The following is a 23,858-nucleotide window of genomic DNA, read 5'->3' as shown; positions in this document are numbered from 1 at the left end:
GAGTATCGCCTTAAGGCGATGCGAGTTTGGGTCCCGGCCGCTCTTTTCGTCGGATCCCGAGGGGGTGTCGCCCCATCCGGCGCGCCTTCTTTGCCTACTTTCTTGGCAAGACAAGAAAGTAGGTCGCCCCCCGCAGGGGGGTGAAACCGCCTTTGACTTTGCAGTTAAGCAGTTAAGCAGTTAAGCAGTTGACTTTGACACTAGACCCGATCAACCACCAACACCTCCTGAAAGGCCCGCCCCCAACCCCCACCCAACCATGACCACCCTCCCAACCCCTCTGGCCACGCCGCCCATCACCGYCCTGAACCACCTCCTGGAACAGGAACCCTGGGCCACCTCCATGCTCCAGCCCTTCGCGGGCCGCGTCATCCGCTTCGACGCCGCCGCGTTCACGCTCGCATTGAAGGTGACGGCGCAGGGCCTGACGGAACTGGCGCAAGCCGATGAGATCCCGGCAGTCACGCTAACCGTGCCCTTGCAGCAATGGCCGCTGGTGGCGTCGGACGTGGCGGGCGGCGGCCAGGCAGCCGCGATGAAGCACGTGCGCATCGAGGGCGATGCCGAGTTGGCCAACGCGGTATCCGCGCTGGCGCGCAGCCTGCGCTGGGACGCGGCCGAGGACCTGTCGCGCGCGTTGCGCGGCCTGCTGGGCGGCCCGGTCAGCGACAGCGTGGCGCAACGGATGGTGGACGGCGCGCAGCAAGTCCATGCGCAAGTCACGCGGCTGGGCCGCACGCTGGTGGACAATGTGACCGAATACCTGCTCGACGAGCAGCCAACCCTGGTGCGGCACGTCGCGCTGGACGAGTTCGGCGCCGGCGTGAGCGCGCTGCGCGACGATCTGGCCCGGCTGGAAAAGCGGCTGGAGAAGCTCGAGCAGCGCAGCCGGTCCGGGCGGGGCTCGGCAGGCGGTTCCGGCACGCTGCCTTCCGCTCACCGCTGATCGCCGATTGCAACTGATCATCCGCCAGCCGACACTGGCCAATCCGCACCGCCCCCAATACTGAAGAACCTGCATGACCCGCTTCCTGCGCCTTTGCAAGATCGTTTTCGTCATCCTCTACTACGGCCTCGACGAGCTCGTACTGTCGGGTTTCAAGAGCCGCCGCATCCGCTTCCTGGTGCGCGTCATCACCATCGGCCGCAAGCTCGACATGCCGCGCGGCGAGCGGCTGCGGCTGGCGCTCACACGCCTGGGCCCGATTTTCGTCAAGTTCGGCCAGGTGCTTTCCACCCGGCGCGACCTGATGCCGGCGGACATTGCCGACGAGCTTGCCAAGCTGCAGGACCAGGTGCCGCCATTCGATTCGGTGGTGGCGGTCAAGATCATCGAGCGCTCGCTGGGCCGGCCGCTGTCCATGCTGTTCGAGAGCTTCGACCACAAGCCGGTGGCCAGCGCCTCGATCGCCCAGGTGCATTTCGCCACCTTGAAGGGCGGTCCCAGCGAGGGGCGCGAAGTGGCGGTGAAAGTCCTGCGCCCCGGCATGCTTCCGGTCATCGACAGCGACCTGGCGTTGATGCGCGACCTCGCGGCCTGGCTGGAGCGTTTCTGGGCCGACGGCAAGCGCCTCAAGCCACGCGAGGTGGTTGCCGAGTTCGACAAATACCTGCACGACGAACTCGACCTGATGATCGAGGCGGCCAATGCCAGCCAGCTGCGCCGCAATTTCGCCGATACCAAGCTGCTGCTCGTGCCCGAGGTGTTCTGGGACTTCTGCAGCAGCGAGGTGTTCGTGATGGAGCGCATGCACGGCATCCCCATCTCGCGCACCGAATCGCTCAAGGCGGCCGGCGTCGACATGCACCTGCTGGCCGAGGAGGGGGTGGAGATCTTCTTCACCCAGGTGTTCCGCGACGGCTTCTTCCATGCCGACATGCACCCTGGCAACATCCTGGTGTCGGTGGCRCCGCAGAGTTTCGGCCGCTATATCGCGCTGGACTTCGGCATCGTCGGCGCGCTTTCCGAGTTCGACAAGAATTACCTGGCGCAGAATTTCATCGCCTTCTTCCGGCGCGACTACCATCGCGTGGCCCTGCTGCACGTGGAATCGGGCTGGGTGCCGCCGAACACGCGGGTGGAGGAGCTGGAAAGCGCAGTGCGCGCTTGCTGCGAGCCCTATTTCGACAAGCCGCTCAAGGAGATCTCGCTGGGCATGGTGCTGATGCGCCTGTTCCAGACCTCGCGCCGCTTCAATGTCGAGATCCAGCCGCAGCTGGTGCTGTTGCAGAAGACCTTGCTGAACATCGAAGGGCTGGGCCGCCAGTTGGATCCCGACCTGGACCTGTGGAAGACCGCCAAGCCCTTTCTCGAGAAGTGGATGCACGAGCAGGTGGGCTGGAAGGGCGCCTGGGAGCGGATCCAGGTGGAGGCGCCGCAATGGGCCAAGATGCTGCCCGACTTCCCGCGCCTGGCGCATCAGTTCCTGGAGCGCCGCGCGCTGGTCGACAACAGCCAGCAAGAGCGGCTGCTGACCGCCCTGATCACAGAGCAGCGCCGCACCAACCGCCTGGTCGGCACGGCGTTGCTGTTGGTGGGAGGCTTTGTCGCTGGCGTGGTGCTGACCGAATTGCTGGCCTGGGTTGGCTATTGGTAGCGCCTGCAGCGGCACAGCTAGCATGAACAAAGGCAATTGAATATAGAGACAGTCGAGGCGCGCTTGACCAAATCCGATAACACCGCCGGCAAGCCCGGCGCTACGCCAGCCTTCGCCACCCGCAACGCGGCCGATCCGGCCTTCTGGGACGAGCGCTTCGAGAAAGGGTTCATGCCATGGGACCTGGGCGGCGTGCCGGCCGATTTCGAGGCCTTCGCCAGCGCGATGGCGCCGTGCCCGACGCTGGTCCCTGGCTGTGGCAATGGCTGGGAAGCCGGCTGGCTCCATGCGCGAGGGTGGCCGGTGGCCGCCATCGATTTCTCGCCGGAGGCAGTGGCGAGCGCGCGGCGCGCGCTGGGGCCTGCCGGGGCTATCGTGCACGAGGCGGATTTCTTTGCGTTCACGCCCAAGCCGGCCTGCCAGCTCATCTACGAACGTGCCTTCCTGTGCGCCTTGCCGCCAGCCATGCGGGCTGCCTATGGCCGGCGCGTGGCGGAGTTGCTGCCGCCAGGCGGCCTGCTGGCCGGCTACTTCTTCCTGGATGAAACGCGCGGCGGGCCGCCCTTCGCGATGCCCGAGGCGGAACTGCGCGCGCTGCTTGCGCCGGCATTCGAGCTGGTGGAGGCGCGTGCCGCCACCGGCTCGCCGCCGGTGTTCGCCGGCCGCGAGCATTGGCAGGTCTGGCGCCGCCGGGCCTAGGCGCCGGTTTTTCCCCTTAGCCGCGCACGCGGCCGTTGTGCTTGTCGTGGTAGATCGCCCGGCTGTCGCGGTTTTCGGCGCGCTGGATGCCGCGTTGTTCGGCCGCGCCCACGTGGCCATTGGCGCCGGCACGCGCTTCGCGCCGGTCGACGTGGGCCTGGCCGCGTTCGAGCTTGCCGGCTTCGCGGTTGGTCAGCGAGCCGTTGGCCACGCCGTTCTGGATGCGTTGCTCCTGATTGATATTGCGTTGCACCTCGGCCTGCATGCGCTGCGATGACAGGCTGGCGGGGTTGCCGCTGATGCCGTTATGCGTGTCGCGCGAGATATCGCGGCTCACATTGTTCTCGGCACGCTGGATCGACGCCTGCTCGCGCGGCGAGACTGAGCCGTTGGCAAGGGCATGCGCTTCCATGCGATCGACCCGCGCGGTCTGCTTTTGCAGGCTGGCCGCCTCGCGCGTGCTCAGGCTGCCGGATTGCAGGCCATTCTCGATACGCTGCTCCTGGTTGACGTTGCGCTGCACATCCTGCGCGACCGCCGCGGTCTGGGCGCTGGCCAGACCGGCGCCGAGCAGGCCGGCGGCAATCATCAGGGTCTTGAGCATCAGGGTTTGGCGGTTCGGCATGGTGTTCTCCTTTTCCTTTCGGGGACGTGGGCGGCAGCGCGGCTCGTGGGCTGGTTGCCCGATTTCTGCTGCCGTTCCGCTCTAATGCGCGGCGGGCGAGACGCGCTGACGCAAGCTTTGTAATCCGTGTAACCGCCCGTTATCCGGCCCCTTCCGCACCATGGCGGGGCGCCGCGGCCGATGGTCCCGACCGGAGGCGGGAGGCGGTCTTGTCACCTGTGGCGCGTGCGCTGCATTGATGCCGGCAATTTCCGCATGGCGGGGATTTTTCTTCGCCCGGCACGGTCTGCATCGCTATAATCCGCGTTTTGATTCGGCTACGACCGCAGGCTAGATCAGCCACCCATGCGGCCCCGACCGATGAATTGGACTCCGGGCAGGGCAGGGGAACGCATCCCGCTCACCGGCAACCGGTTTTTCGCCGCAAGGGCATTTTTGGGATAGGCAGCAGCATGCTGATCTGGTTCGTCATCATCTACTGGGTAATCTCTGTCGGCATCGGCCTGTGGGCCGCGCTGCGCGTACGCAACGCCACCGACTTCGCGGTGGCCGGCCGCAGCCTGCCGTTCTATATCGTCACCGCCACCGTGTTCGCCACGTGGTTCGGCTCGGAGACGGTGCTGGGCATCCCCGCGGTCTTTCTCAAGGAAGGCCTGTCCGGGGTGGTGTCCGATCCCTTCGGTTCTTCGCTCTGCCTGATCCTGGTCGGCTTGTTCTTCGCGCGTCCGCTATACCGGATGAACCTGCTCACCATTGGCGATTACTACCACAACCGCTACGGGCGGCTGGCCGAGGTGCTGACCACGCTGTGCATCGTGATGTCCTACCTGGGCTGGGTCGCCGCGCAGATCAAGGCGCTTGGCCTGGTGTTCTTCACCGTCTCGGACGGCACCCTGTCGCAGGAAACCGGCATGATGATCGGCGCCGCCAGCGTGCTGGTCTACACGCTGTTTGGCGGCATGTGGGCGGTGGCGGTGACCGACTTCCTCCAGATGATCATCATCGTGATCGGCATGTTGTATATCGGCTACGAGGTCAGCGGCCAGGCCGGCGGCGTGGCGGCGGTGGTGTCGCACGCGGCGGCGGCCGGCAAGTTCGAGTTCCTGCCCTCGCTGGACCTGATACAGATCATCGGTTTCGCGGCGGCGCTGTTCACCATGATGCTGGGGTCGATCCCGCAGCAGGACGTGTTCCAGCGCGTGACCTCGTCGCGCACCGAGAAGATTGCCGGACGCGCCTCGGTGCTGGGCGGCGTGCTGTATTTCTGCTTTGCCTTTATCCCGATGTTCCTGGCCTATTCGGCCACCATGATCGATCCGGAGATGGTGCAGAAGTACATCAACACCGATTCGCAACTGATCCTGCCCAAGCTGATCCTGACGCACGCGCCCATGTTCGCCCAGGTGATGTTCTTCGGCGCGCTGTTGTCCGCCATCAAGAGCTGCGCTTCGGCGACGCTGCTGGCGCCGTCCGTTACCTTCGCCGAGAACATCCTGCGGCCGTATTTCCGCCATCTCGACGACCGCCGTTTCCTGCGCGTGATGCAGGCGGTGGTGCTGGTGTTCGCGGTGCTGGTGACGCTGTTCGCGCTGAACTCGCATCTTTCCATCTTCCATATGGTGGAGAATGCCTACAAAGTCACATTGGTATCGTCGTTCGTGCCACTGGCCTTCGGCATGTTCTGGAAACCGGCCACCCGCCAGGGCGGGCTGGCCGCCATCCTCCTGGGCCTGACTTCCTGGCTGTGCTGCGAGATCGCCTTCGCCGACGCGGCGGTGCCGCCGCAGATGGTCGGTTTGCTGTTCTCCATCGGCGGCATGGTCTTCGGTTCGCTGCTGCCGCAGTGGATCGGCGACCATCCGCGCGTCGAGGAAGTGCATCTGGCCTGACCGATGCGGCGCCGCGCGTGGTGCGCGTGCCTCTGGCGGCATTTCTGGCCCTTTTTCAGCCGGCCCGCTGTTCTCAGAACGGTTTATAATTCAAGGCTTTGCACCGCAAGGTGGCGCACGGGAGCGGCAACTTCCCCGTCGGCGCGACTGCGCGGTCCCCCCATTTTCCGTTCCAGAATCCTCGCGGAGTGCCACTTATGCCGATCTATGCCTATCGTTGCGACGCCTGCGGCCACGGGCGCGATGTGCTGCAGAAAATGAGCGATGCGCCGCTCACTGACTGCACATCCTGCGGCGCAACGGGCACGTTCAAGAAACAACTGACCGCCGCGGGCTTCCAGCTCAAGGGTTCGGGCTGGTACGTCACCGACTTCCGTGGCGGCAGCGGCGGCACCGCCGCGGCTCCCGCCGGTGCTGCCCCGGCCGCCGCCGCCGGCGCGGCCGATAGCGGCAGCGCTGCCGCGGCTGCGCCTTCCTCCGGCGACGCGTCCGGCTCCGCCAGCACGGCCACCGCAAGCGCCGCCGGCGGTTGCGGCAGCGCCTGCGCTTGCCATTGAAGGCAGAACGCGCCGTGGCAGCGAAGAAAACGTCCGCCCTCAAGACCTGGTTCCTGACCGGGCTGCTGGTGCTGGTGCCGCTGGGCATCACGCTCTGGGTGCTGAATCTCGTCATCGGCACCATGGACCAGAGCCTGGCGCTGCTGCCGGAAGCCTGGCAGCCCGACAAGCTGTTCGGCCGGCGCATCCTGGGCCTGGGCGCGATCCTGACGGTCGTGTTCATCCTGCTGGTGGGGCTGCTGGCCCACAACTTCATCGGCCAGCGGCTGGTGCGCTGGTGGGAAGCGCTGTTGCGCCATATCCCGGTGGTGGGGCCGATCTACACCAGCGTCAAGCAGGTATCCGACACGCTGCTGTCCTCGTCCGGCAATGCCTTTCGCAAGGCCTTGCTGGTGCAGTATCCGCGTGAAGGCTCGTGGACCATCGCCTTCCTGACCGGGCGGCCCGGCGGCGATGTGCAGAATCACCTGCAGGGCGAATATGTCAGCGTCTACGTGCCGACCACGCCCAATCCGACCTCGGGCTTCTTCCTGATGATGCCCAAGGCCGATACCATCGAACTCGACATGACCGTCGACGCCGCGCTGAAGTACATCGTCTCGATGGGCGTGGTGGCGCCGACCGAGCTGCCGCGCAAGAGCGGCCCGGTGCGCGCTGGCGAGGCGGATGCCGAAGCCCTCGCCGAGTCCGCCGACTCTTCGCATTCAAATTGATCGCCGGCCGCATCGGCGGCCGCGTTATTCCTGGAATTCTCCTATGTCCATGCGTACTCACTACTGCGGTCTCGTGACCGAACAACTGACGGGCCAGGAAGTGGCCCTGACCGGCTGGGTGCAGCGCCGCCGCGATCACGGCGGCGTGATCTTCATTGACCTGCGCGACCGCGAAGGCCTTGTGCAGGTGGTATGCGATCCCGATCGCCCAGAGATGTTCAAGGCCGCCGAAGAGATTCGCAACGAGTTCTGCATCCGCGTCACCGGCAAGGTCCGTGCACGTCCGGAAGGCACCGAGAACGCCAACCTGACCTCCGGCAAGATTGAGGTGCTGTGCCATGAGCTGACCGTGCTCAACCCGTCGGTCACGCCCCCGTTCCAGCTCGACGACGACAACCTGTCCGAGACCACCCGCCTGACCCACCGCGTGCTCGACCTGCGCCGCCCGCAGATGCAGTACAACCTGCGCCTGCGCTACAAGGTGGCCATGGAAGTGCGCAAGTACCTGGACGCGCAAGGCTTTATCGACATCGAGACGCCGATGCTGGGCAAGAGCACGCCCGAAGGCGCGCGCGACTACCTGGTGCCCTCGCGGACCAACCCGGGCCACTTCTTCGCGCTGCCGCAGTCGCCGCAGATCTTCAAGCAGATGCTGATGGTGTCGGGCTTCGACCGCTACTACCAGATCACCAAGTGCTTCCGCGACGAGGACCTGCGTGCCGACCGCCAGCCCGAGTTCACGCAGATCGACTGCGAGACCTCGTTCCTGAACGAGCAGGAGATCCGCGACCTGTTCGAGGACATGATGCGCACGGTGTTCAAGAACGCCATCGACGTCGACCTGGACGCCAGCTTCCCGGTGATGGAATTCCGCGAGGCCATGGCCCGTTTCGGTTCGGACAAGCCTGACCTGCGCGTCAAGCTCGAATTCACCGAACTGACCGACGCCATGAAGGACGTCGATTTCAAGGTGTTCTCCGGCCCCGCCAACAGCGAGAACGGCCGCGTGGTCGGCCTGTGCGTGCCGGGCGGCGCCGCCATCTCGCGCAGCGAGATCGATGCTTACACCCAGTTCGTCGCCATCTACGGCGCCAAGGGCCTGGCCTGGATCAAGGTCAACGAAGTGGCCAAGGGCCGCGACGGCCTGCAATCGCCGATCGTCAAGAACCTGCATGACGCGGCCATCGCCGAGATCCTGAAGCGCACCGGCGCCAAGGATGGCGACATCATCTTCTTCGGCGCCGACAAGGCCAAGGTCGTCAACGACGCCATCGGCGGCCTGCGCCTGAAGATCGGCCACTCCGAGTTCGGCAAGACCCACGGCCTGTTCGAGGACGTGTGGAAGCCGCTGTGGGTGATCGACTTCCCGATGTTCGAGTACGACGAGGAAGACGCCCGCTGGGTCGCCATGCACCACCCGTTCACCAGCCCCAAGGACGAGCACCTGCAATACCTGGAAACCGATCCGGGCAAATGCATCGCCAAGGCCTATGACATGGTCCTGAACGGCTGGGAAATGGGCGGTGGCTCGGTGCGGATCTTCCGCGAGGACGTGCAGAGCAAGGTGTTCCGCGCCCTGAAGATCGGCGAGGAAGAAGCACGCGCCAAGTTCGGCTACCTGCTGGACGCGCTGCAATACGGCGCGCCCCCGCACGGCGGCCTGGCCTTCGGCCTGGACCGCATCGTCACCATGATGGCCGGCGCCGATTCGATCCGCGACGTGATCGCCTTCCCCAAGACCCAGCGCGCCCAAGACTTGCTGACGCAAGCGCCGAGCGCGGTCGACGAGAAGCAGCTGCGCGAGCTGCATATCCGCTTGCGTGCCGCGGAGCCGAAGACGGCCTGAGCCGGGGTTTCGACTGCCTGAGGAAGGGCCGCGCGCAAGCGCGGCCCTTCTTGTTTTTCCGGGCGTATCAGATGCTCGTCGCGGTCGCGGGCAAGCTGGCCTCTCGCGCTCGCCCTGCCAGCATCACGCAAATCAGCGATAGTGCCGCAAATCCCGCATAGAAGACCGCCATCGGCCACCACTGCGGAAAGAACCTGTCCGCCAGCAGTGTCGCCAGCAGCGGAGTCAGGCCGCCGGCGAAGGCGCCGCACACCTGGTACGACAGCGAGATGGCGGTGTAGCGGATGCGCGCGGCGAACATGCCGGTGACAAAGCCGGCAATGACGGCGTAGTAGCCCGATTCACACAACGTGGCGATGGCGATGCCCAGGAACACCGTGTGCGGCTGGCCAGTGCGAACCAGGGGCAGCATGACGAACGGCACGGCGATGGCGCATGCCGCAACGACGGCCAGCACGCGCCGGGTGCCGAAGCGGTCGGCCAGATGCGCCGCGCCCAGTTGCACGAAGAACTGCAGCACCGCCACCCAGAACATGCAGTCGAGAATCATCTCCCGGTCCAGCGCAAGGTACTGCGTGGCATAAGAGATCATGAAGATGTTGCTGAAGTAGACCCCGGCGATGCCGTACACGTTGGCGCCGATCGCCAGCACGATCAGCGGCCACGCGCGTAGCGCTTCGGCCAGCGGCTGGCTGGCCACGTCGCCGGTGGCCTGCATCGCCTCGAATTCCGGCGATTCGTTGACCGACAGCCGGATCGCGAAGCCAACCGCCAGCAGCACCGCGCTGGCCAGGAAGGGCAGGCGCCAGCCCCATTGCATGAGGGCGTCGTGATCGAGCCGGCTGATGGCGCTGAAGGCCAGCATCGACAGGATCAGCCCGCCCGCGCTGCCAAGTTGCGCGAACGAGGCGAAGAAGGTGCGCCGGCCGGCCGGCGCGTGCTCGCCTGCCAGCAACACCGCGCCGCCCCACTCGCCGCCGACCGCGATGCCCTGCAGTACGCGCAACGCCACCAGCGCCACGGGCGCGATCCATCCGGCCTGCGCATAGGTCGGCAGGCAGCCGATCAGTACCGTGGCGATGGCCATCAAGGACAGCGTGCCCATGAGCGCGCGCTTGCGCCCAAGGCGATCGCCGATGCGCCCGAACAGAACGCCACCAACGGGCCGCGCCAGAAAGCCGATGGCGAACGAGCCGAACGAGGCCAGCAGGCTCAGCAGGCGGCTCTCGCCGGGAAAGAACAGCGGTCCGAAAACCAGCGCCGCGGCCGTGGCGTAACTGTAGAAATCGTACCACTCGATGGTGGTGCCGACGAACGATGCCAGGGCCGCGCGGCGCGGTTGGGGGGCAGGCTGCTTGGTCTGCATGGTGGGTCTCCTGTTTATGGCTTTGGCGAAGGCATCAGGCGTCGCGGTATTCGACGCCGGGCACCACGCACAGCAGTTCGAACGCCAGATTGGCCCCGAGCAGCGCCGTGGTGCCAAACGGGTCATAGGGCGGCGATACCTCGACCAGGTCGGCGCCGACGATATCCAGCCCGCGCGCGCCACGCACGATCTCCAACGCCTGTGGCACCGTCAGTCCGCCAATCTCCGGCGTGCCGGTGCCGGGAGCGTAGGCAGGGTCGATGCCGTCGATATCGAAAGTGATGTAGACCGGGCCGCCCCGCAGGCGCGCGCCGACTTCCTCCATCAGCGGTGCCAGCGAGCGGTGCCAGCATGCTTCGGCAGTAACCACCTGAAATCCCTGCTGGCGGCACCAGTCGAAATCCTCGGCGGCATAGCCGGTGCCGCGCAGGCCGATCTGCACCACACGGCCGCAATCGAGCAGCCCTTCCTCCACCGCGCGGCGGAACGGCGTGCCGTGCGCGATCTTCTCGCCGAACATGGTGTCGTTCACATCGGCATGCGCATCGACATGGATCAGTCCGACGCGGCCATACCTGGCGTGCATGGCGCGCAGGATCGGCAGCGTGACGGTGTGGTCGCCGCCCAGCCCGACCGGGCGGCACCCCGTGGCGATGATGTCGCGGTACGCCGCCTCGATGCGCGCGATGGAATCGTGCAGGTTGTATGGATTGGTCGCCACGTCGCCGATATCGGCCACGCGCAGCGAATCGAACGGGGCGGCGCGCGTGGCCATGTTGTAGGGGCGCAGCAGCACGGATTCGGCCCGGATCTGGCGGGGCCCCAGCCGCGCGCCGTTGCGGTTGGACGTGCCCAGGTCGAACGGCACGCCGACAAAGCAGGCATCCAGCCCGGCGGTGCTGCCGGCGGCGGGCAGCCGCATCATGGTGGCGATGCCGCCAAAGCGCGGCATGGCGTTGCCGGACATCGGCTGGAAGGGTTCGGCAGCGCCGGCCGGGTTGCGTAGCAGCTTTGCATTCATGGCGATCGATTCATCATGCCGCGCCCGGTGGCATGTCATGGTGGAGGGATCTGAATTCTTGCTGATTGTTTTGACGCGTAGAATGCGAAACTTCTGAACCAAACATTGATCCGGATCGATGTACCAACCATGCTGGGACAACCCTCCGATCTTGACCTGCGCCTGATCCGCGTTTTCCTGGCGGTAGTGGACGCCAACGGCATCACACCCGCGCAGGCGACGCTCAACGTCAGCCAGTCCACCATCAGCACGCAGCTTTCAACGCTGGAAACACGGCTGGGCTACCGGCTGTGTGAACGCGGGCGCAGCGGTTTCCGGCTGACTCCGCGCGGCCGGCAATTCGTCGAATCCGGGCGCAAGCTGCTGACGGCGCTGGATGTCTTTGGCGCAGAAGCGCGCAAGGTGGGGCGCACGCTGGTGGGCACGCTCAACCTGGGCTTGATCGGGCATACGCCGGTGAGCGCCAATGCGCGCATCAGCCAGGCAATCGAGTGCTTCCGCCAACGCGACGAATCCGTGCACTTCTCGGTGTCGGTGCGTTCGCCGGGGGAACTGGAAGGATTGCTGCTGGACGGCAAGATCCACATGGGTATCGGCTACTTCTGGCATCGCGTGCCCGCGCTGGACTACACCACCATCTTTCACGAGACCCAGCTTGCCTATGCCGGACGCGGCCATCCGCTTTTTGCCGAGGCCGGGCGCATCGACCCGGCGGTCACGCTCGGCCATGCGTGGGCCTGGCGCAGCTATCCGCTGCCGGAGGCCGCGGGCTCGCCGGCAGACCGGCTGGTGACGGCGATGGCGGACAACATGGAGGCAGTGGCGATGCTGGTGCTGTCCGGCCGGCACCTGGGCTATTTGCCGGCACATTTCGCGGCCCCCTACGTGCTGCAGGGCCAGTTGGCCCCGCTCGCGCCGGACGCGATGCGCTATGAGGTACCGTTCGACATGGTGGTGCGCCGCAAGCCGCACGGGAGCGATTTGCTGGACGCCTTCATCGCCGACATGAAGGCGGCGCACGCCTGACGCGCGGCTGCTCCTGTGGGGTCTGGTGATCCTCTTCCGCGCGCGCCGGCCATTCGGCACCCCGTGCCTGGTTTCCAATTGTTACATCGCGGAACGAAGCCCCCTCCTGTCCAGTCTTCTCCCTTTATAGCGCCAAGCCGCAAGCCCATTTCGAAGGCGCACCGGCCGCGCGGGAGGAATTTGCCGTGCACCTGGATGTAGAACTGATTCGCCAGTTTTTGCTGGCCCATGCCGAGACCATCGTCACCTGGCTTGTCGCCGGGCTGGCGATGATGCTGCTGGCGCGTTTCGAATTGCGGCGCGCGGTGCGCCGCTCGGCGGTGGCCATGTCGGAGTCCGTGGCGACCACGGTGGCGGCCTGCGTGCCGGATATCGCGCATGCGGCGCAGACCGGCGGCGGTGCCGTGCCAATGCCGGAACCGGTGGAGATGCAGCGCGCCGAAGCCCTGCGCCGGGTGGCGCTGGATACGGTGGGAACGGTCATGGCGCGCGGACGCTGGCTGGAAGACCTGGGCAACCTGCGCCTGGCCGACGACGCCCTGGTTCAGGGCAGCCGCGCCGGCGGCGCGGATCCGCTGCTTGTCGTAGCGCCCCAGCCGGTGGTACAGGCTTACCTGCTGGCGCAGCGTACCTTCGACGAGCACGCGGCGCACCTGCGCGACGAGCGCCGCGAGGCACTACGCCTGCAGGACGGATTACAGGCGCTGGCGGCGGAGGCCACCCATATCGAGCAGGAAACCGGCAGCATCGTGATGCGCTTCGAGCAGGTCAACGCGCAAGCGGCCCAGGGCGTGGACGCGGGCGACTACCAGCGCTTCCTGATCCAGAAGTACAACGCGCTCGGCGTGCGCGAAAAGGAGATAGCGCAGGAACGCTTGCAATTGCAGGCGCAACTGCGGGAATGCGCCGAACGCCTTGCCGCGCATGCGCACGCGGCTTCGCGCGAGTACACCCAGGCGCTCACGCCGCTGATGCAGCAACTACGCGCCGCATGGGGCCACGGCGACTCTCCCGGCGTCTTCGAGACCTGGCTGCGCGAGGCGCCGGTCCAGTCCAGCGTCCACGCTGCTTGAGTGTCGTCCGGGCGCCGGAAGCCACGGGAAGCGTTGCCAGGTTCCAGCCGCGCCTGATCCGTCCCCTCCCATCATGCATCCAGCCCGTGAGACCGTTCCGGCGACCATGTTTCCCATGGCGGCCGGGTGCATCTGCGGTAAGCTTGGGGACGCCGTTTGTCTTATCCCCATGTCCTACAAAATCCCTGAATCCGTCCTGGTCGTGGTCCACACGCCGGACCTGCAAGTGCTGTTGATCGAGCGCGCCGACCGGCCGGGTTACTGGCAGTCCGTCACCGGCAGCCTGGACGCGCCCGACGAGCCGCTGGCCGTGACGGCCGCCCGCGAAGTGGCGGAGGAAACCGGCATCATCGCCGCCGAGCATCAACTGGACGACTGGCAGCACACCATCGACTACGAGATCTATCCCCAGTGGCGCCACCGTTACGCCGCCGGCGTGACGCGCAACACCGAGCACTGGTTCGGCCTGCGCGTGGCGCAGCCGGTGCCGGTGACGCTGGCACCACGCGAGCACCTGCAATATCAGTGGCTGCCGTGGCGCGAGGCCGCCGCGCTCTGCTTCTCGAGCAGCAATGCGGAGGCGGTGCTGCAACTGGGCTGGCGCGTGCAGGGACAGCGCGCGGCCTGTGGAGCGGCCTCATGAGACTGCGCGTCGTTACCTACAACATTCACAAGGGCGTGACCGGCATCAAGGGCAAGTCGCGCATCCATAACGTGCGCGACGGCCTGCATGTGGTCAATGCCGACATCGTCTTCCTGCAGGAAGTGCAGGACCGCAATGACCGCCTGGTGGCGGCCGCCTTGTTCGACCCGGACTATACGCAGCTCAACTACCTGGCCACCGATGCCTACCCGCACTCGGTGTATGGGCGCAATGCGGTGTACGACCACGGGCACCACGGCAATGCCATCCTGTCGCGCCATCCGATCCTGATGTCGGAAAACCTCGACATCTCCGACCATCGCTTCGAGCAGCRCGGCCTGCTGCATGCGGTGGCGGATATGAACGGCGTCGAGGCCCATCTGATCTGCGTGCATTTCGGGCTGTTCGCCCGCAGCCGCGCGCGCCAGGCGGAGGCGCTGGTCAAGCGCGTGTGCGACGTGGTGCCGGCCGAAGCGCCGCTGGTGATCGCCGGCGATTTCAACGACTGGAACCACCGCCTCGACAACCTGATCTGCACCACGCTGGGGGCGACGGAAGTTTCCCATGCGGGCGGTGCACGGCTGCACACTTTTCCCAGCCACATGCCTTGGTGGCAACTCGACCGCATCTATGTGCGCGGATTCGAGATCGAGCACGCCAGCGCGCTGACCGGCCGCGAATGGGCCCAGCGCTCTGACCACGTGCCGTTGATGGCCGAGCTTGCCCGCATTTCCGTCCCGGAGCGGCCGGTTGCCCACAAGGCCAAGGCCGGCATCTCTTCGTGAAGCCCCGCGCCGGCGCGCGGGTTGTCTTCAGGCCCCCATTTTTTCCAGCATGATTTCGATGAAGCGCGCCTGCTTGGGCAAAGGCCGCGGGTCGCGCGGATAAAGCAGGTGCACAGGCCTCGGCGCTGGCGTGGCGTCTTCCAGAAGCGGTACCAGCAGGCCTGCGGCGATGTCGGCCGCCAGCAGTACTTCAGGCTGCATGACGATGCCGCAGCCGGACAGCGCGGCGCGCCGCAACGCCTGGCCGTTATTGGCAGCGAGCGGCGCCGCCGCCATCCGCCCGGGACCGCCCTCGAATGCCGGCCAGCCCATGCCTTGTGGCCACAACAGGTGGTTCAGGCAGCGATGTCCGGCCAGGTCTGACAGGGAACGGGGATGGCCCGCCTGCGCCAGGTAGGCCGGCGCCGCGCAGATCGCCATGCGGTAGGGCCGCAAGGGGCGCGCGACCAGGTGGTCCGAACTGGCCAGCGCGCCGATGCGGACAGCAGCATCGAAACCGTCGGCAATCAGGTCGGTAAAGGCGTCGTCAAGCACCAGTTCCACCGTGACTTCCGGATAGTTCAGGAGGAACGCCGATACTGCCTCGGCGACCGCCGTCTCTCCCAGCGTCACCGGGGCGGTGACGCGCAAGCGCCCGCGCGGCTGGCTGTGCAGGCGTTCCGCAACGGTTTCCGCGTTGCGCACACGCTCCAGTATCAGCCGGCATTCCTCCAGGAACAGGCGCCCGGCTTCGGTCAGGCTCTGGCGCCGCGTGCTGCGTTGCAGCAGGCGCACGCCCAGATGGCGTTCGAGCTGGCCCACATGCTTGCCCACCATCACCGCCGACAGGCCCAGCGCATCGGCGCAGGCACTGAAGCTGCCGGCTTCGGCGGCGGCGGCGAAGACTTCCATGCTGCGTAGCTTGTCCACGGATTACTAATTAAAAGTTAGGTATCCGCAAAATCGTATCCCATTTATCCGTGCCTGGCCCACTTTCATAATCGGTTTTTGAAGCGGAGGGAAGGAATCCCCCGCACCATTGGCCTAATGGACGAACGGAGAGTGGGATGAAAATTATCGTGATCGGGGCCAGCGGCACCCTTGGCCAGGCGGTGGTCCAGAACCTGTCGGCGCGCCATGAAGTGGTGCGCGTCGGCAAGTCGGGTGGCGATCATCGGGTCGACCTGACGCAGCCCGGGTCGGTGCAGGCCTTGTTCGAATCGACCGGCCGGGTGGATGCCATCGTCGCCACCACCGGGAGCCTGTTTTTTGGCCCGCTCGCGCAGATGCGCGCCGAGGATTTCGCGATCGGGCTGCAAGACAAGTTGCTCGGGCAGGTGCGCCTGGCGCTGGTTGGCCAGCACTTCCTGAACGATGGCGGCTCGATCACGCTCACCAGCGGGATCGTCGGCAGCGAGCCGATCCGCATGGGCGCCAATGCCGGCAGCGTCAATGCCGCGCTGGAAGGGTTCGTGCGCAGCGCGGCGCCTGAACTGGAGCGTGGCCTGCGCATCAACGTGGTCAGCCCGACCGTGGTGCAGGAGTCATGGTCCGCCTATGGCGATGTCTTCCCCGGTTTCGAGGCGGTGCCGGCGGCGCGTGTCGCATTGGCCTACCAGCGCAGCATCGAGGGGCCGCGCAGCGGCCACGTCTATCGCGTCTGGTGAGGCTGCGCCAGGGTGGCGGCCAGGGCTGGCGTGAGTTCGAGCGCGCCATCCTGGATCAGTTGGCAGATGGCATCGAGGTCGGACAGGTCCAGCACGGGCAGGGCGGTGAGCATGGCCACCGCCTCCGGTTTGTCGCTGGCTATGGCCACAATGCTCCGCACCTGCGGCCATAGCGACGGCCTGCCAAGGTCCGGCCGGAACACTTCCAGCTTGGGGAAATCGCTGTGCTTGTAGCCTTCCACCAGCACCAGGTCGGTGCCGGCTGGCAGCACGGCAAGCGCGTCGGCCAGTTCGGGCGAGGCTTCGGACTCGGGGTAGTGGCGCATCAGCGTCAGGTGGCGCGCGCCCACCAGCACGACATTGGCGCATCCGGCCTGGCGCATGCGCCAGGAATCCTTGCCAGGGGTGTCGGGGTCGAAGCCGTGGTGGGTGTGCTTGACGCCGGCCACGCGCAGCCCGGCTGCGACGAAACGCGGGATCAACTGATCCAGCAGCGTGGTCTTGCCGCTGCCGGACGAACCGGAGATGCCGAAAACCTTCACGATGTCGGGGCGGTGAGGGGATAAAGCGCCGACGATAGCAGAGAACGGCCGGAAAGGCCGGAACAGTGCGCCGTGCGCGCCGCCTTTGGCGCGCACGGGACATCGGCGTGCCTGATAATGTGCCCCATGTCCCCGATTCCGATCCCACGCCAGCCGTACGCGCTGCCCTGCGGCATTGCCGCCTCGCGCGACGATGCCGATGCGCCGGCGCCCCCGCGCGCGCCGCGGCGCGCCGGTCCGCTGCGTTCCGAGTGGCGCCGCGGCAAGCCCTTGGGCGGCAACGCCGTCCGCCTGCTGCGTGGCGGCCAGGAGTTTTTCCCCGCCCTGATTGCCGCTATCGACCAGGCTGTGTTCTCGGTTTCGCTGGAAACCTATATCTATGCCGATGACGAGGTTGGCACGGCAGTGAGCGATGCCCTGATCCGCGCTGCCGGGCGTGGCGTGATCGTGCGCCTGGTCGTGGATGGCTTCGGCGCCGGCGACATGCCGGCCGGGCTCGCCGCGCGCTTGCGCGATGGCGGCGTGTGCCTGAAGATCTTCCGCCCCGTGCGCCGCTTCAGCCTGGCGCGGCGCAACCTGCGCCGGCTGCACCGGAAGCTGGCGGTGATCGACCAGCAGATCGGCTTCGTTGGCGGCATCAATATCATCGACGACCACAACCACGGGCCTTTCGAGAGCGCGGGGCTGGGCCCGCGCTATGACTTCGCCGTGGCGGTGCGGGGCCCGCTGGTCAACCAGATCGCGCTGACCGCCGAACGCCTGTGGTGGCAGCTTTCGCTGCGCGGCGAAATGCGCACCGTCGGCCTGGCCGGCGTGGCGGCCGAGTTCCCGCTGATCACCGACCTGCCGCTGCCGCGCCAGGACCTCGCCGGCGGCATGCGCGCCGCGCTGCTCTTGCGCGACAACCTGCGCAACCGCCGCGCCATCGAGCGCCAGTACCTGCAGGCGCTGGGCGGCGCGCGGCGGGAGGTCATCATCGCCAATGCGTACTTCCTGCCCGGGCACAAGATGCGCCGCGCCTTGCTGGCCTGCCGCAAGCGCGGCGTGCGCGTGCGGCTGCTGCTGCAGGGCATGGTCGAGTACCGCCTGCAGCACTATGCGACGCACGCGCTGTATGCGACCTTGCTCGGCGCTGGCGTGGAGATCCACGAATACGGCGAGAGTTTCCTGCACGCCAAGGTGGCTGTGATCGACGATGCCTGGGCCACGGTGGGATCCAGCAACCTGGACCCGTTCAGCCTGCTGCTGGCGCGCGAGGCCAACGTGGTGGTCTCCGACGGCGCGTTTTGCGCCGAACTGCGCCAGGAACTGGAGCTTGCCATTGCCTCGCGCAGCGTCGAGGTCAAGGCCGCCACCCATGCGCGGCGCTCGGCGTTGCGCCGCATGGGAAGCTGGGCCGCGTATATGGTGCTGCGCGTCGGCGTGATCATCGCGGGCGTGACAGGGCGCTACTGATCGCGGGACAATGCGCCGGGCCGCGCGGGCATGTTGCTTTGCGGCACGGGGGCGGGAAATATCGCTGCCTCGCTGCGCCGTGGCATGTTGCAGCGCAAGAGGCGCGGCCGCTGCGTTTAGAAACCCCGATCTAATTAAAAGCTTGCTGCCGGCGAGCGCCATCACAATAATCTGAACGATCGTTCTTTTTTGCCTTAGACTGCGTGCATTCGCGTCTGCCGGGCGGTGATAACAGGCAGCCAGGCAGCGAAAAAAGCACTACGTCAGGGTCAAACGCTGCGCGATCAGGATCGCGCAGCGAAGAACGGAGAAATAATCATGCGACACCAGTCAGCTCGTCTCGAATCCGGCACTTCCGCGTCTCCCGCGCCCATGCGCAAGGGGGAAATGACGCGCGTGGCGATTCTGGATGCCGCGCTGGAGCTGTCGTCCCGCGACGGGCTCGAAGGCTTGACCATCGGCTTGTTGGCGGAACGCATGCAGATGAGCAAAAGCGGCGTGTTCGCGCATTTCGGTTCGCGCGAGGACCTGCAGGTGGAAGTGGTGCGCGAGTATCACCGCCGTTTCGAGCAAGAGGTCTTCTACCCCTCGCTGCACGAACCGCGAGGCTTGCCGCGCTTGCAGTCCATGGTGCGCCGCTGGATGGAAAAGCGCATCCAGGAAGTGACCACGGGATGCATCTACATCAGCGGGGCGGTGGAGTACGACGACCGCGCGGAAAGCCCGGTGCGTGACGAGCTCGTCAAGAGCGTCACCATCTGGCGCGCCGCGCTCACGCGTGCCATCGACCAGGCCAAGGAACAGGGGCACCTGCGCGCGGACTGCGATCCGCGCCTGATGYTGTTTGAAATGTACAGCCTTGAACTAGGCTTGCATCACGACGCCCGTTTCCTGCGGCTGCCCGCCAGTGCGGAGCTTGCCATGGTCGCACTCAACAAGTTGATTCAGTCTTACCGTACCTGACGCCGCCGCGGCGTCCCGTGCCGGATCGTGCACGGGCGGCGTAGCGGCTTTGCAAACCTCCAAGGAGTCTTTGATGGGCCAGTACACCGCACCGTTGCGCGACATGCAGTTCGTGCTCCATGAATTGCTCGGCGTGGAAGCCGAACTCAAGGCGCTGCCGAAGCACGCAGACATCGACGCGGACACCATCAACCAGGTGCTCGAGGAAGCCGGCAAGTTCTGCTCCGAAGTGGTGTTCCCGCTCAACCAGAGCGGCGACCGCGAAGGCTGCACCTACGTCGGCGACGGCGTGGTGACCGCGCCCAAGGGCTTCAAGGAAGCCTACCAGCAGTACGTGGAAGCCGGCTGGCCGGCGCTGGGCTGCGACCCGGAATACGGCGGCCAGGGCCTGCCCATCCTGGTCAACAACGCGCTGTACGAGATGCTGAACTCGGCCAACCAGGCGTGGACCATGTACCCCGGTCTGTCGCACGGCGCGTATGAGGCGCTGCACGCGCACGGCACGCCCGAGCTGCAGAAGGTCTACCTGCCCAAATTGGTCTCCGGCGAATGGACCGGCACCATGTGCCTGACCGAGCCGCATTGCGGCACCGACCTGGGCATCCTGCGCAGCAAGGCCGAGCCGCAAGGCGACGGTTCCTACAGCATCAGCGGCACCAAGATCTTCATCTCGGCCGGCGAGCACGATCTCTCCGCCAATATCATCCACCTGGTGCTGGCGCGCCTGCCGGACGCGCCGCAGGGCACCAAGGGCATCTCGCTGTTCGTGGTGCCGAAGTTCATCCCCGACGCCAATGGCAACCCGGGCGAGCGCAACGGCATCCAGTGCGGTTCGATCGAGCACAAGATGGGCATCCACGGCAACGCCACCTGCGTGATGAACCTGGATGGCGCGCGCGGCTGGATGGTGGGCGAGCCCAATAAGGGTCTGAACGCCATGTTCGTGATGATGAACGCCGCCCGCCTGGGCGTTGGCATGCAGGGCCTGGGCCTGACCGAAGTGGCCTACCAGAACTCGCTGGCCTACGCCAAGGACCGCCTGCAGATGCGCGCGCTGACCGGTCCCAAGGCACCGGACAAGCCGGCCGACCCGATCATCGTGCACCCCGACGTGCGCCGCATGCTGCTGACGCAGAAGGCCTTCGCCGAAGGCGGCCGCGCGTTCAGCTACTGGACCGCGCTGCAGATCGACCGCGAACTGTCGCATCCGGACGAATCCGTGCGCAAGGAGGCTGGTGATCTCGTCGCATTGCTGACGCCGGTGATCAAGGCCTTCCTGACCGACAATGCGTTCACCGCCACCAATGAGGGCATGCAGGTGTTCGGCGGCCACGGCTATATTGCCGAGTGGGGCATGGAGCAGCATGTGCGCGACGCGCGCATCAACATGATCTACGAGGGCACCAACACCATCCAGGCGCTGGACCTGCTGGGCCGCAAGATCCTGGGCGACATGGGCGCCAAGATGAAGGCCTTCGGCAAGATCGTGCAAGCGTTCGTCGAGGAAGAAGGCACCAACGAAGCCATGCAGGAGTTCGTCAACCCGCTGGCGGACCTGGGCGACAAGGTGCAGAAGCTCACCATGGAAATCGGCATGAAGGCCATGGCCAACCCCGACGAAGTCGGCGCCGCCGCGGTGCCTTACCTGCGCGTGGTGGGTCACCTGGTGTTCTCGTACTTCTGGGCCCGCATGGCCAAGATCGCGCTGGAGAAGGAAGCCAGCGGCGACAAGTTCTACACCAGCAAGCTGGCTACCGCGCGCTTCTACTTTGCCAGGCTGCTGCCGGAGACCGCGTCGCAGATCCGCATGGCGCGTGCCGGTTCGGCGACGCTGATGGCGCTGGACGCGGATTTGTTCTGACTGGCCGTCTTGATTTAACACGGTTGTATTAGCGCACCAGCGGCAACAGCAAAGCCAGCGCGGCGCGCCGCCAACCCACCTCATCTCAACGCTCACTTTCCTAGGAGCGCGCATGTCCAATTTCATCGTCAAGAAGGTCGCCGTGCTGGGTGCCGGCGTCATGGGGGCGCAGATCGCCGCCCATCTCGTCAATGCCCGCGTGCCTGTGGTGCTGTTCGACCTKCCCGCCAAGGAAGGCCCCAAGAACGGCATCTCGCTGCGCGCCATCGAGAACCTGAAGAAACTCTCGCCGGCGCCGCTCGGCATCAAGGACGAAGCCGGCCTGATCCAGGCCGCCAACTACGAAGACGACCTCGCGCTGCTCAAGGAATGCGACGTGGTGATCGAGGCGATCGCCGAGCGCATGGACTGGAAGCACGACCTGTACAAGAAGGTCGCGCCACACCTGGCCTCGCACACCATCTTCGCCACCAATACCTCGGGCCTGTCGATCACCGCGCTGTCCGACGGCTTCGACGCGGACCTGAAATCGCGCTTCTGCGGCGTGCACTTCTTCAACCCGCCGCGCTACATGCACCTGGTGGAGCTGATCCCGACCGCCACCACGCAGCCCGCGATCCTGGACCGCCTGGAAACCTTCCTGACCTCCACGCTCGGCAAGGGCGTGGTGCGCGCCAAGGACACCCCCAACTTCATCGCCAACCGCGTTGGCATCTTCTCGATCCTGGCGGTGTTCGCCGAGGCCGAGAAATACGGCATCCCGTTCGATGTGGTCGACGACCTGACCGGCTCCAAGCTGGGCCGCGCCAAGTCCGCCACCTTCCGCACCGCCGACGTGGTGGGCCTGGACACCATGGCCCACGTGATCAAGACCATGCAGGACACCCTGCTGGACGATCCGTTCGCGCCGGTGTACAAGACGCCCGCCGTGCTCAAGGGCCTGGTGGATGCGGGCGCATTGGGCCAGAAGACCGGCGCCGGCTTCTACAAGAAGGAAGGCAAGGCCATCAAGGTGCTGGACCCCAAGACCGGCCAGTACGTCGACTCGGGCAAGAAGGCCGACGAGATCATCGTGCGCATGCTGAAGAAGGAACCGGCCGAGCGCATCAAGCTGCTGCGCGAATCCACCAACCCGCAGGCGCAGTTCCTGTGGGCCGTGTTCCGCGACGTGTTCCACTATATCGGCGTCTACCTCGAGCAGATCGCCGGCTCCGCCGCCGATATCGACCTGGCGATCCGCTGGGGCTTCGGCTGGAATTCGGGCCCCTTCGAGGACTGGCAGTCGGCTGGCTGGAAGCAGGTTGCCGGGTGGGTGAAGGAAGACATCGACGCGGGCAAGGGCTTGTCCAGCGCAGCGYTGCCGTCGTGGGTGTTCGAAGGCCCCGTCGCTGACAACCAGGGCGTGCACGGCGCGCAGGGTTCGTGGTCTCCCGCCGCGCAGGCCTTCGTGCAGCGCAACGCGCTGCCGGTCTACGAGCGCCAGGTGTTCCGCGCCGCGGTCAAGGGCACGGCTGCCGCCGATCCGCGCAAGGCAGGCCGTACCGTGGAAGAAAACGATGCCGTGCGCATCTGGGTGAGCGAAGGCCAGGACGATGTGCTGGTGGTCTCGTTCAAGAGCAAGATGAACACCATCGGGCCGGACGTGATCGACGGCCTGACGCGCGCCATCGACCTGGCGGAAGTCGGGTACAAGGGTCTGGTGGTGTGGCAGCCCACGTCGCTGCAACTGGGCGCGCCGGGCGGCCCGTTCTCCGCGGGTGCCAACCTGGAAGCCGCGATGCCGGCCTTCATGATGGGCGGCGCCAAGGGCATCGAGCCSTTCGTCAAGAARTTCCAGGACGGCATGATGCGCGTGAAGTACTCTGCCGTGCCGGTGGTGTCGGCAGCGTCCGGCATTGCGCTGGGCGGCGGCTGCGAACTGATGCTGCATTCGGCCAGGCGCGTGGCCGCGCTGGAAACCTATATCGGCCTGGTGGAAGTGGGCGTGGGCCTGGTGCCGGCAGGCGGCGGGCTGAAGGAAGCGGCTTTGGCGGCTGCGCGCGCGGCACAAGCCGCCGGCAGCACCAACTACCTGCAGTTCCTCACCAACCGTTTCCAGGCAGCCGCCATGGCCAAGGTTTCGGCTTCGGCGCTGGACGCGCAGAAGATGGGCTACCTGCAGCCGTCGGACACCATCGTGTTCAACGTGCATGAGCTGCTCTACGTGGCACAGAACGAAGTACGCGCGCTGGCCAACGCAGGCTACCGCGCGCCGATGCCGGGCACGCTGGTGCCGGTTGCCGGCCGCTCGGGCATCGCCACCATCAAGGCGTCGCTGGCCAATATGCGCGACGGCGGCTTTATCTCCGCGCACGACTTCCTGATCGCCAGCCGCATTGCCGAGGCAGTGTGCGGCGGCGACGTGGAGGCCGGCTCGCTGGTCAGCGAGGAGTGGCTGCTGGCGCTGGAACGCAAGGCCTTTGTCGACCTGCTCGGCACGGGCAAGACCCAGGAACGCATCATGGGCATGCTGCAGACCGGCAAGCCGGTGCGCAACTAAGGCAAGCGAGGA

Annotated in this window: 21 protein-coding genes; 16 read left to right on the top strand and 5 right to left on the bottom strand. The window is 66.2% G+C overall.

Annotated features, from left to right (window positions below):
- The first annotated feature begins 259 nt into the window (after window positions 1-259).
- The 3 genes from AC1DN0_RS07850 to AC1DN0_RS07840 all read left to right on the top strand — a co-directional run bounded on the left by AC1DN0_RS07850 (window position 260) and on the right by AC1DN0_RS07840 (window position 3,296).
- Window positions 260-946, top strand: a complete 687-nt coding sequence (locus AC1DN0_RS07850) for a ubiquinone biosynthesis accessory factor UbiJ (protein ID WP_477145638.1) — start codon at window positions 260-262, stop codon at window positions 944-946.
- 73 nt (window positions 947-1,019) lie between these two features.
- Complete coding sequence (gene ubiB, locus AC1DN0_RS07845; protein WP_441637152.1) at window positions 1,020-2,597, top strand: ubiquinone biosynthesis regulatory protein kinase UbiB; 1,578 nt, start codon at window positions 1,020-1,022, stop codon at window positions 2,595-2,597.
- A gap of 63 nt (window positions 2,598-2,660) precedes the next feature.
- Window positions 2,661-3,296 (top strand): methyltransferase domain-containing protein, encoded by a 636-nt coding sequence (locus AC1DN0_RS07840; RefSeq protein WP_441637154.1) that lies wholly within the window; start codon window positions 2,661-2,663, stop codon window positions 3,294-3,296.
- 16 nt (window positions 3,297-3,312) lie between these two features.
- Here the strand turns inward: AC1DN0_RS07840 and AC1DN0_RS07835 are convergent, their stop codons facing one another.
- On the bottom strand, window positions 3,313-3,921 hold the full coding sequence (locus AC1DN0_RS07835) for a hypothetical protein (RefSeq protein ID WP_441637156.1): 609 nt from the start codon (window positions 3,919-3,921) through the stop codon (window positions 3,313-3,315).
- A 452-nt stretch (window positions 3,922-4,373) separates the two neighbouring features.
- Here AC1DN0_RS07835 and AC1DN0_RS07830 point away from each other — a divergent pair, with 452 nt between their 5' ends.
- From AC1DN0_RS07830 to aspS, 4 genes are all read left to right on the top strand, one after another.
- Window positions 4,374-5,810 (top strand): high affinity choline transporter 1, encoded by a 1,437-nt coding sequence (locus AC1DN0_RS07830; RefSeq protein WP_441637160.1) that lies wholly within the window; start codon window positions 4,374-4,376, stop codon window positions 5,808-5,810.
- Between the two features lie 197 nt (window positions 5,811-6,007).
- Complete coding sequence (locus tag AC1DN0_RS07825) at window positions 6,008-6,367, top strand: FmdB family zinc ribbon protein (RefSeq protein ID WP_477104450.1); 360 nt, start codon at window positions 6,008-6,010, stop codon at window positions 6,365-6,367.
- A 14-nt stretch (window positions 6,368-6,381) separates the two neighbouring features.
- Window positions 6,382-7,080, top strand: a complete 699-nt coding sequence (locus AC1DN0_RS07820) for a DUF502 domain-containing protein (RefSeq protein WP_045237884.1) — start codon at window positions 6,382-6,384, stop codon at window positions 7,078-7,080.
- Window positions 7,081-7,123: 43 nt separating this feature from the next.
- Window positions 7,124-8,926, top strand: a complete 1,803-nt coding sequence (aspS, locus tag AC1DN0_RS07815) for an aspartate--tRNA ligase (RefSeq protein ID WP_441636996.1) — start codon at window positions 7,124-7,126, stop codon at window positions 8,924-8,926.
- 67 nt (window positions 8,927-8,993) lie between these two features.
- On the opposite strand, the gene AC1DN0_RS07810 is transcribed toward aspS, so the two are convergent.
- Both AC1DN0_RS07810 and speB read right to left on the bottom strand, forming a co-directional pair.
- Window positions 8,994-10,292 (bottom strand): MFS transporter, encoded by a 1,299-nt coding sequence (locus AC1DN0_RS07810; protein ID WP_441636998.1) that lies wholly within the window; start codon window positions 10,290-10,292, stop codon window positions 8,994-8,996.
- 34 nt (window positions 10,293-10,326) lie between these two features.
- Entirely contained in the window at window positions 10,327-11,313 is a 987-nt protein-coding gene (gene speB / locus AC1DN0_RS07805) for an agmatinase (RefSeq protein WP_441637000.1), read from the bottom strand.
- A 129-nt stretch (window positions 11,314-11,442) separates the two neighbouring features.
- Here speB and AC1DN0_RS07800 point away from each other — a divergent pair, with 129 nt between their 5' ends.
- The 4 genes from AC1DN0_RS07800 to AC1DN0_RS07785 all read left to right on the top strand — a co-directional run bounded on the left by AC1DN0_RS07800 (window position 11,443) and on the right by AC1DN0_RS07785 (window position 14,840).
- The gene (locus AC1DN0_RS07800; RefSeq protein ID WP_441637002.1) at window positions 11,443-12,339 is read left to right on the top strand and encodes a LysR family transcriptional regulator; all 897 of its coding nucleotides are present in this window, start codon (window positions 11,443-11,445) and stop codon (window positions 12,337-12,339) included.
- Window positions 12,340-12,524: 185 nt separating this feature from the next.
- Window positions 12,525-13,412 (top strand): hypothetical protein, encoded by an 888-nt coding sequence (locus AC1DN0_RS07795; RefSeq protein ID WP_441637004.1) that lies wholly within the window; start codon window positions 12,525-12,527, stop codon window positions 13,410-13,412.
- Between the two features lie 169 nt (window positions 13,413-13,581).
- Window positions 13,582-14,055 carry a dihydroneopterin triphosphate diphosphatase gene (gene nudB / locus AC1DN0_RS07790; protein ID WP_441637006.1) on the top strand — a complete coding sequence of 158 codons (474 nt, stop codon included), beginning with the start codon at window positions 13,582-13,584 and terminating at the stop codon, window positions 14,053-14,055.
- The gene (locus tag AC1DN0_RS07785; RefSeq protein ID WP_477145637.1) at window positions 14,052-14,840 is read left to right on the top strand and encodes an endonuclease/exonuclease/phosphatase family protein; all 789 of its coding nucleotides are present in this window, start codon (window positions 14,052-14,054) and stop codon (window positions 14,838-14,840) included. Before nudB ends, AC1DN0_RS07785 begins: the two co-directional genes overlap by 4 nt.
- A gap of 27 nt (window positions 14,841-14,867) precedes the next feature.
- On the opposite strand, the gene AC1DN0_RS07780 is transcribed toward AC1DN0_RS07785, so the two are convergent.
- The gene (locus AC1DN0_RS07780; RefSeq protein WP_441637010.1) at window positions 14,868-15,749 is read right to left on the bottom strand and encodes a LysR family transcriptional regulator; all 882 of its coding nucleotides are present in this window, start codon (window positions 15,747-15,749) and stop codon (window positions 14,868-14,870) included.
- Between the two features lie 137 nt (window positions 15,750-15,886).
- Between AC1DN0_RS07780 and AC1DN0_RS07775 the strand changes: the two genes are divergently transcribed.
- A complete protein-coding gene (locus AC1DN0_RS07775) occupies window positions 15,887-16,486 on the top strand; it encodes a short chain dehydrogenase (protein ID WP_441637012.1) in 600 nt (199 codons plus the stop codon).
- Here AC1DN0_RS07775 and mobB read toward each other — a convergent pair.
- Window positions 16,471-17,028 (bottom strand): molybdopterin-guanine dinucleotide biosynthesis protein B, encoded by a 558-nt coding sequence (gene mobB, locus AC1DN0_RS07770; protein ID WP_441637014.1) that lies wholly within the window; start codon window positions 17,026-17,028, stop codon window positions 16,471-16,473. The genes AC1DN0_RS07775 and mobB overlap by 16 nt on opposite strands.
- Window positions 17,029-17,154: 126 nt before the next feature.
- Here mobB and clsB point away from each other — a divergent pair, with 126 nt between their 5' ends.
- The 4 genes from clsB (at window position 17,155) to AC1DN0_RS07750 (ending at window position 23,846) form a co-directional block, all read left to right on the top strand.
- Window positions 17,155-18,483, top strand: coding sequence for a cardiolipin synthase ClsB (gene clsB / locus AC1DN0_RS07765; RefSeq protein ID WP_477104451.1), 1,329 nt, complete (start codon window positions 17,155-17,157; stop codon window positions 18,481-18,483).
- A 372-nt stretch (window positions 18,484-18,855) separates the two neighbouring features.
- The gene (locus AC1DN0_RS07760; protein ID WP_017226764.1) at window positions 18,856-19,446 is read left to right on the top strand and encodes a TetR/AcrR family transcriptional regulator; all 591 of its coding nucleotides are present in this window, start codon (window positions 18,856-18,858) and stop codon (window positions 19,444-19,446) included.
- A 73-nt stretch (window positions 19,447-19,519) separates the two neighbouring features.
- A complete protein-coding gene (locus AC1DN0_RS07755) occupies window positions 19,520-21,307 on the top strand; it encodes an acyl-CoA dehydrogenase C-terminal domain-containing protein (protein ID WP_477104452.1) in 1,788 nt (595 codons plus the stop codon).
- A 112-nt stretch (window positions 21,308-21,419) separates the two neighbouring features.
- On the top strand, window positions 21,420-23,846 hold the full coding sequence (locus AC1DN0_RS07750) for a 3-hydroxyacyl-CoA dehydrogenase/enoyl-CoA hydratase family protein (RefSeq protein WP_441629199.1): 2,427 nt from the start codon (window positions 21,420-21,422) through the stop codon (window positions 23,844-23,846).
- The last annotated feature ends 12 nt before the right edge of the window (window positions 23,847-23,858 follow it).

It is taken from the genome of Cupriavidus sp. 05N39, from assembly GCF_056397325.1.
Note: the sequence above shows the minus strand (reverse complement) of the source record. Positions and strands in the feature narration are given on the sequence as shown.

What these genes read in the sequence shown, in the direction of transcription:
- AC1DN0_RS07835 (WP_441637156.1), bottom strand. Translation starts at nt 3,921, where the DNA reads ATGCCGAACCGCCAAACCCTGATGCTCAAGACCCTGATGATTGCCGCC.
- AC1DN0_RS07830 (WP_441637160.1), top strand. Translation starts at nt 4,374, where the DNA reads ATGCTGATCTGGTTCGTCATCATCTACTGGGTAATCTCTGTCGGCATC.
- AC1DN0_RS07825 (WP_477104450.1), top strand. Translation starts at nt 6,008, where the DNA reads ATGCCGATCTATGCCTATCGTTGCGACGCCTGCGGCCACGGGCGCGAT.
- aspS (WP_441636996.1), top strand. Translation starts at nt 7,124, where the DNA reads ATGTCCATGCGTACTCACTACTGCGGTCTCGTGACCGAACAACTGACG.
- AC1DN0_RS07810 (WP_441636998.1), bottom strand. Translation starts at nt 10,292, where the DNA reads ATGCAGACCAAGCAGCCTGCCCCCCAACCGCGCCGCGCGGCCCTGGCA.
- speB (WP_441637000.1), bottom strand. Translation starts at nt 11,313, where the DNA reads ATGAATGCAAAGCTGCTACGCAACCCGGCCGGCGCTGCCGAACCCTTC.
- AC1DN0_RS07800 (WP_441637002.1), top strand. Translation starts at nt 11,443, where the DNA reads ATGCTGGGACAACCCTCCGATCTTGACCTGCGCCTGATCCGCGTTTTC.
- nudB (WP_441637006.1), top strand. Translation starts at nt 13,582, where the DNA reads ATGTCCTACAAAATCCCTGAATCCGTCCTGGTCGTGGTCCACACGCCG.
- AC1DN0_RS07775 (WP_441637012.1), top strand. Translation starts at nt 15,887, where the DNA reads ATGAAAATTATCGTGATCGGGGCCAGCGGCACCCTTGGCCAGGCGGTG.
- clsB (WP_477104451.1), top strand. Translation starts at nt 17,155, where the DNA reads ATGTCCCCGATTCCGATCCCACGCCAGCCGTACGCGCTGCCCTGCGGC.
- AC1DN0_RS07755 (WP_477104452.1), top strand. Translation starts at nt 19,520, where the DNA reads ATGGGCCAGTACACCGCACCGTTGCGCGACATGCAGTTCGTGCTCCAT.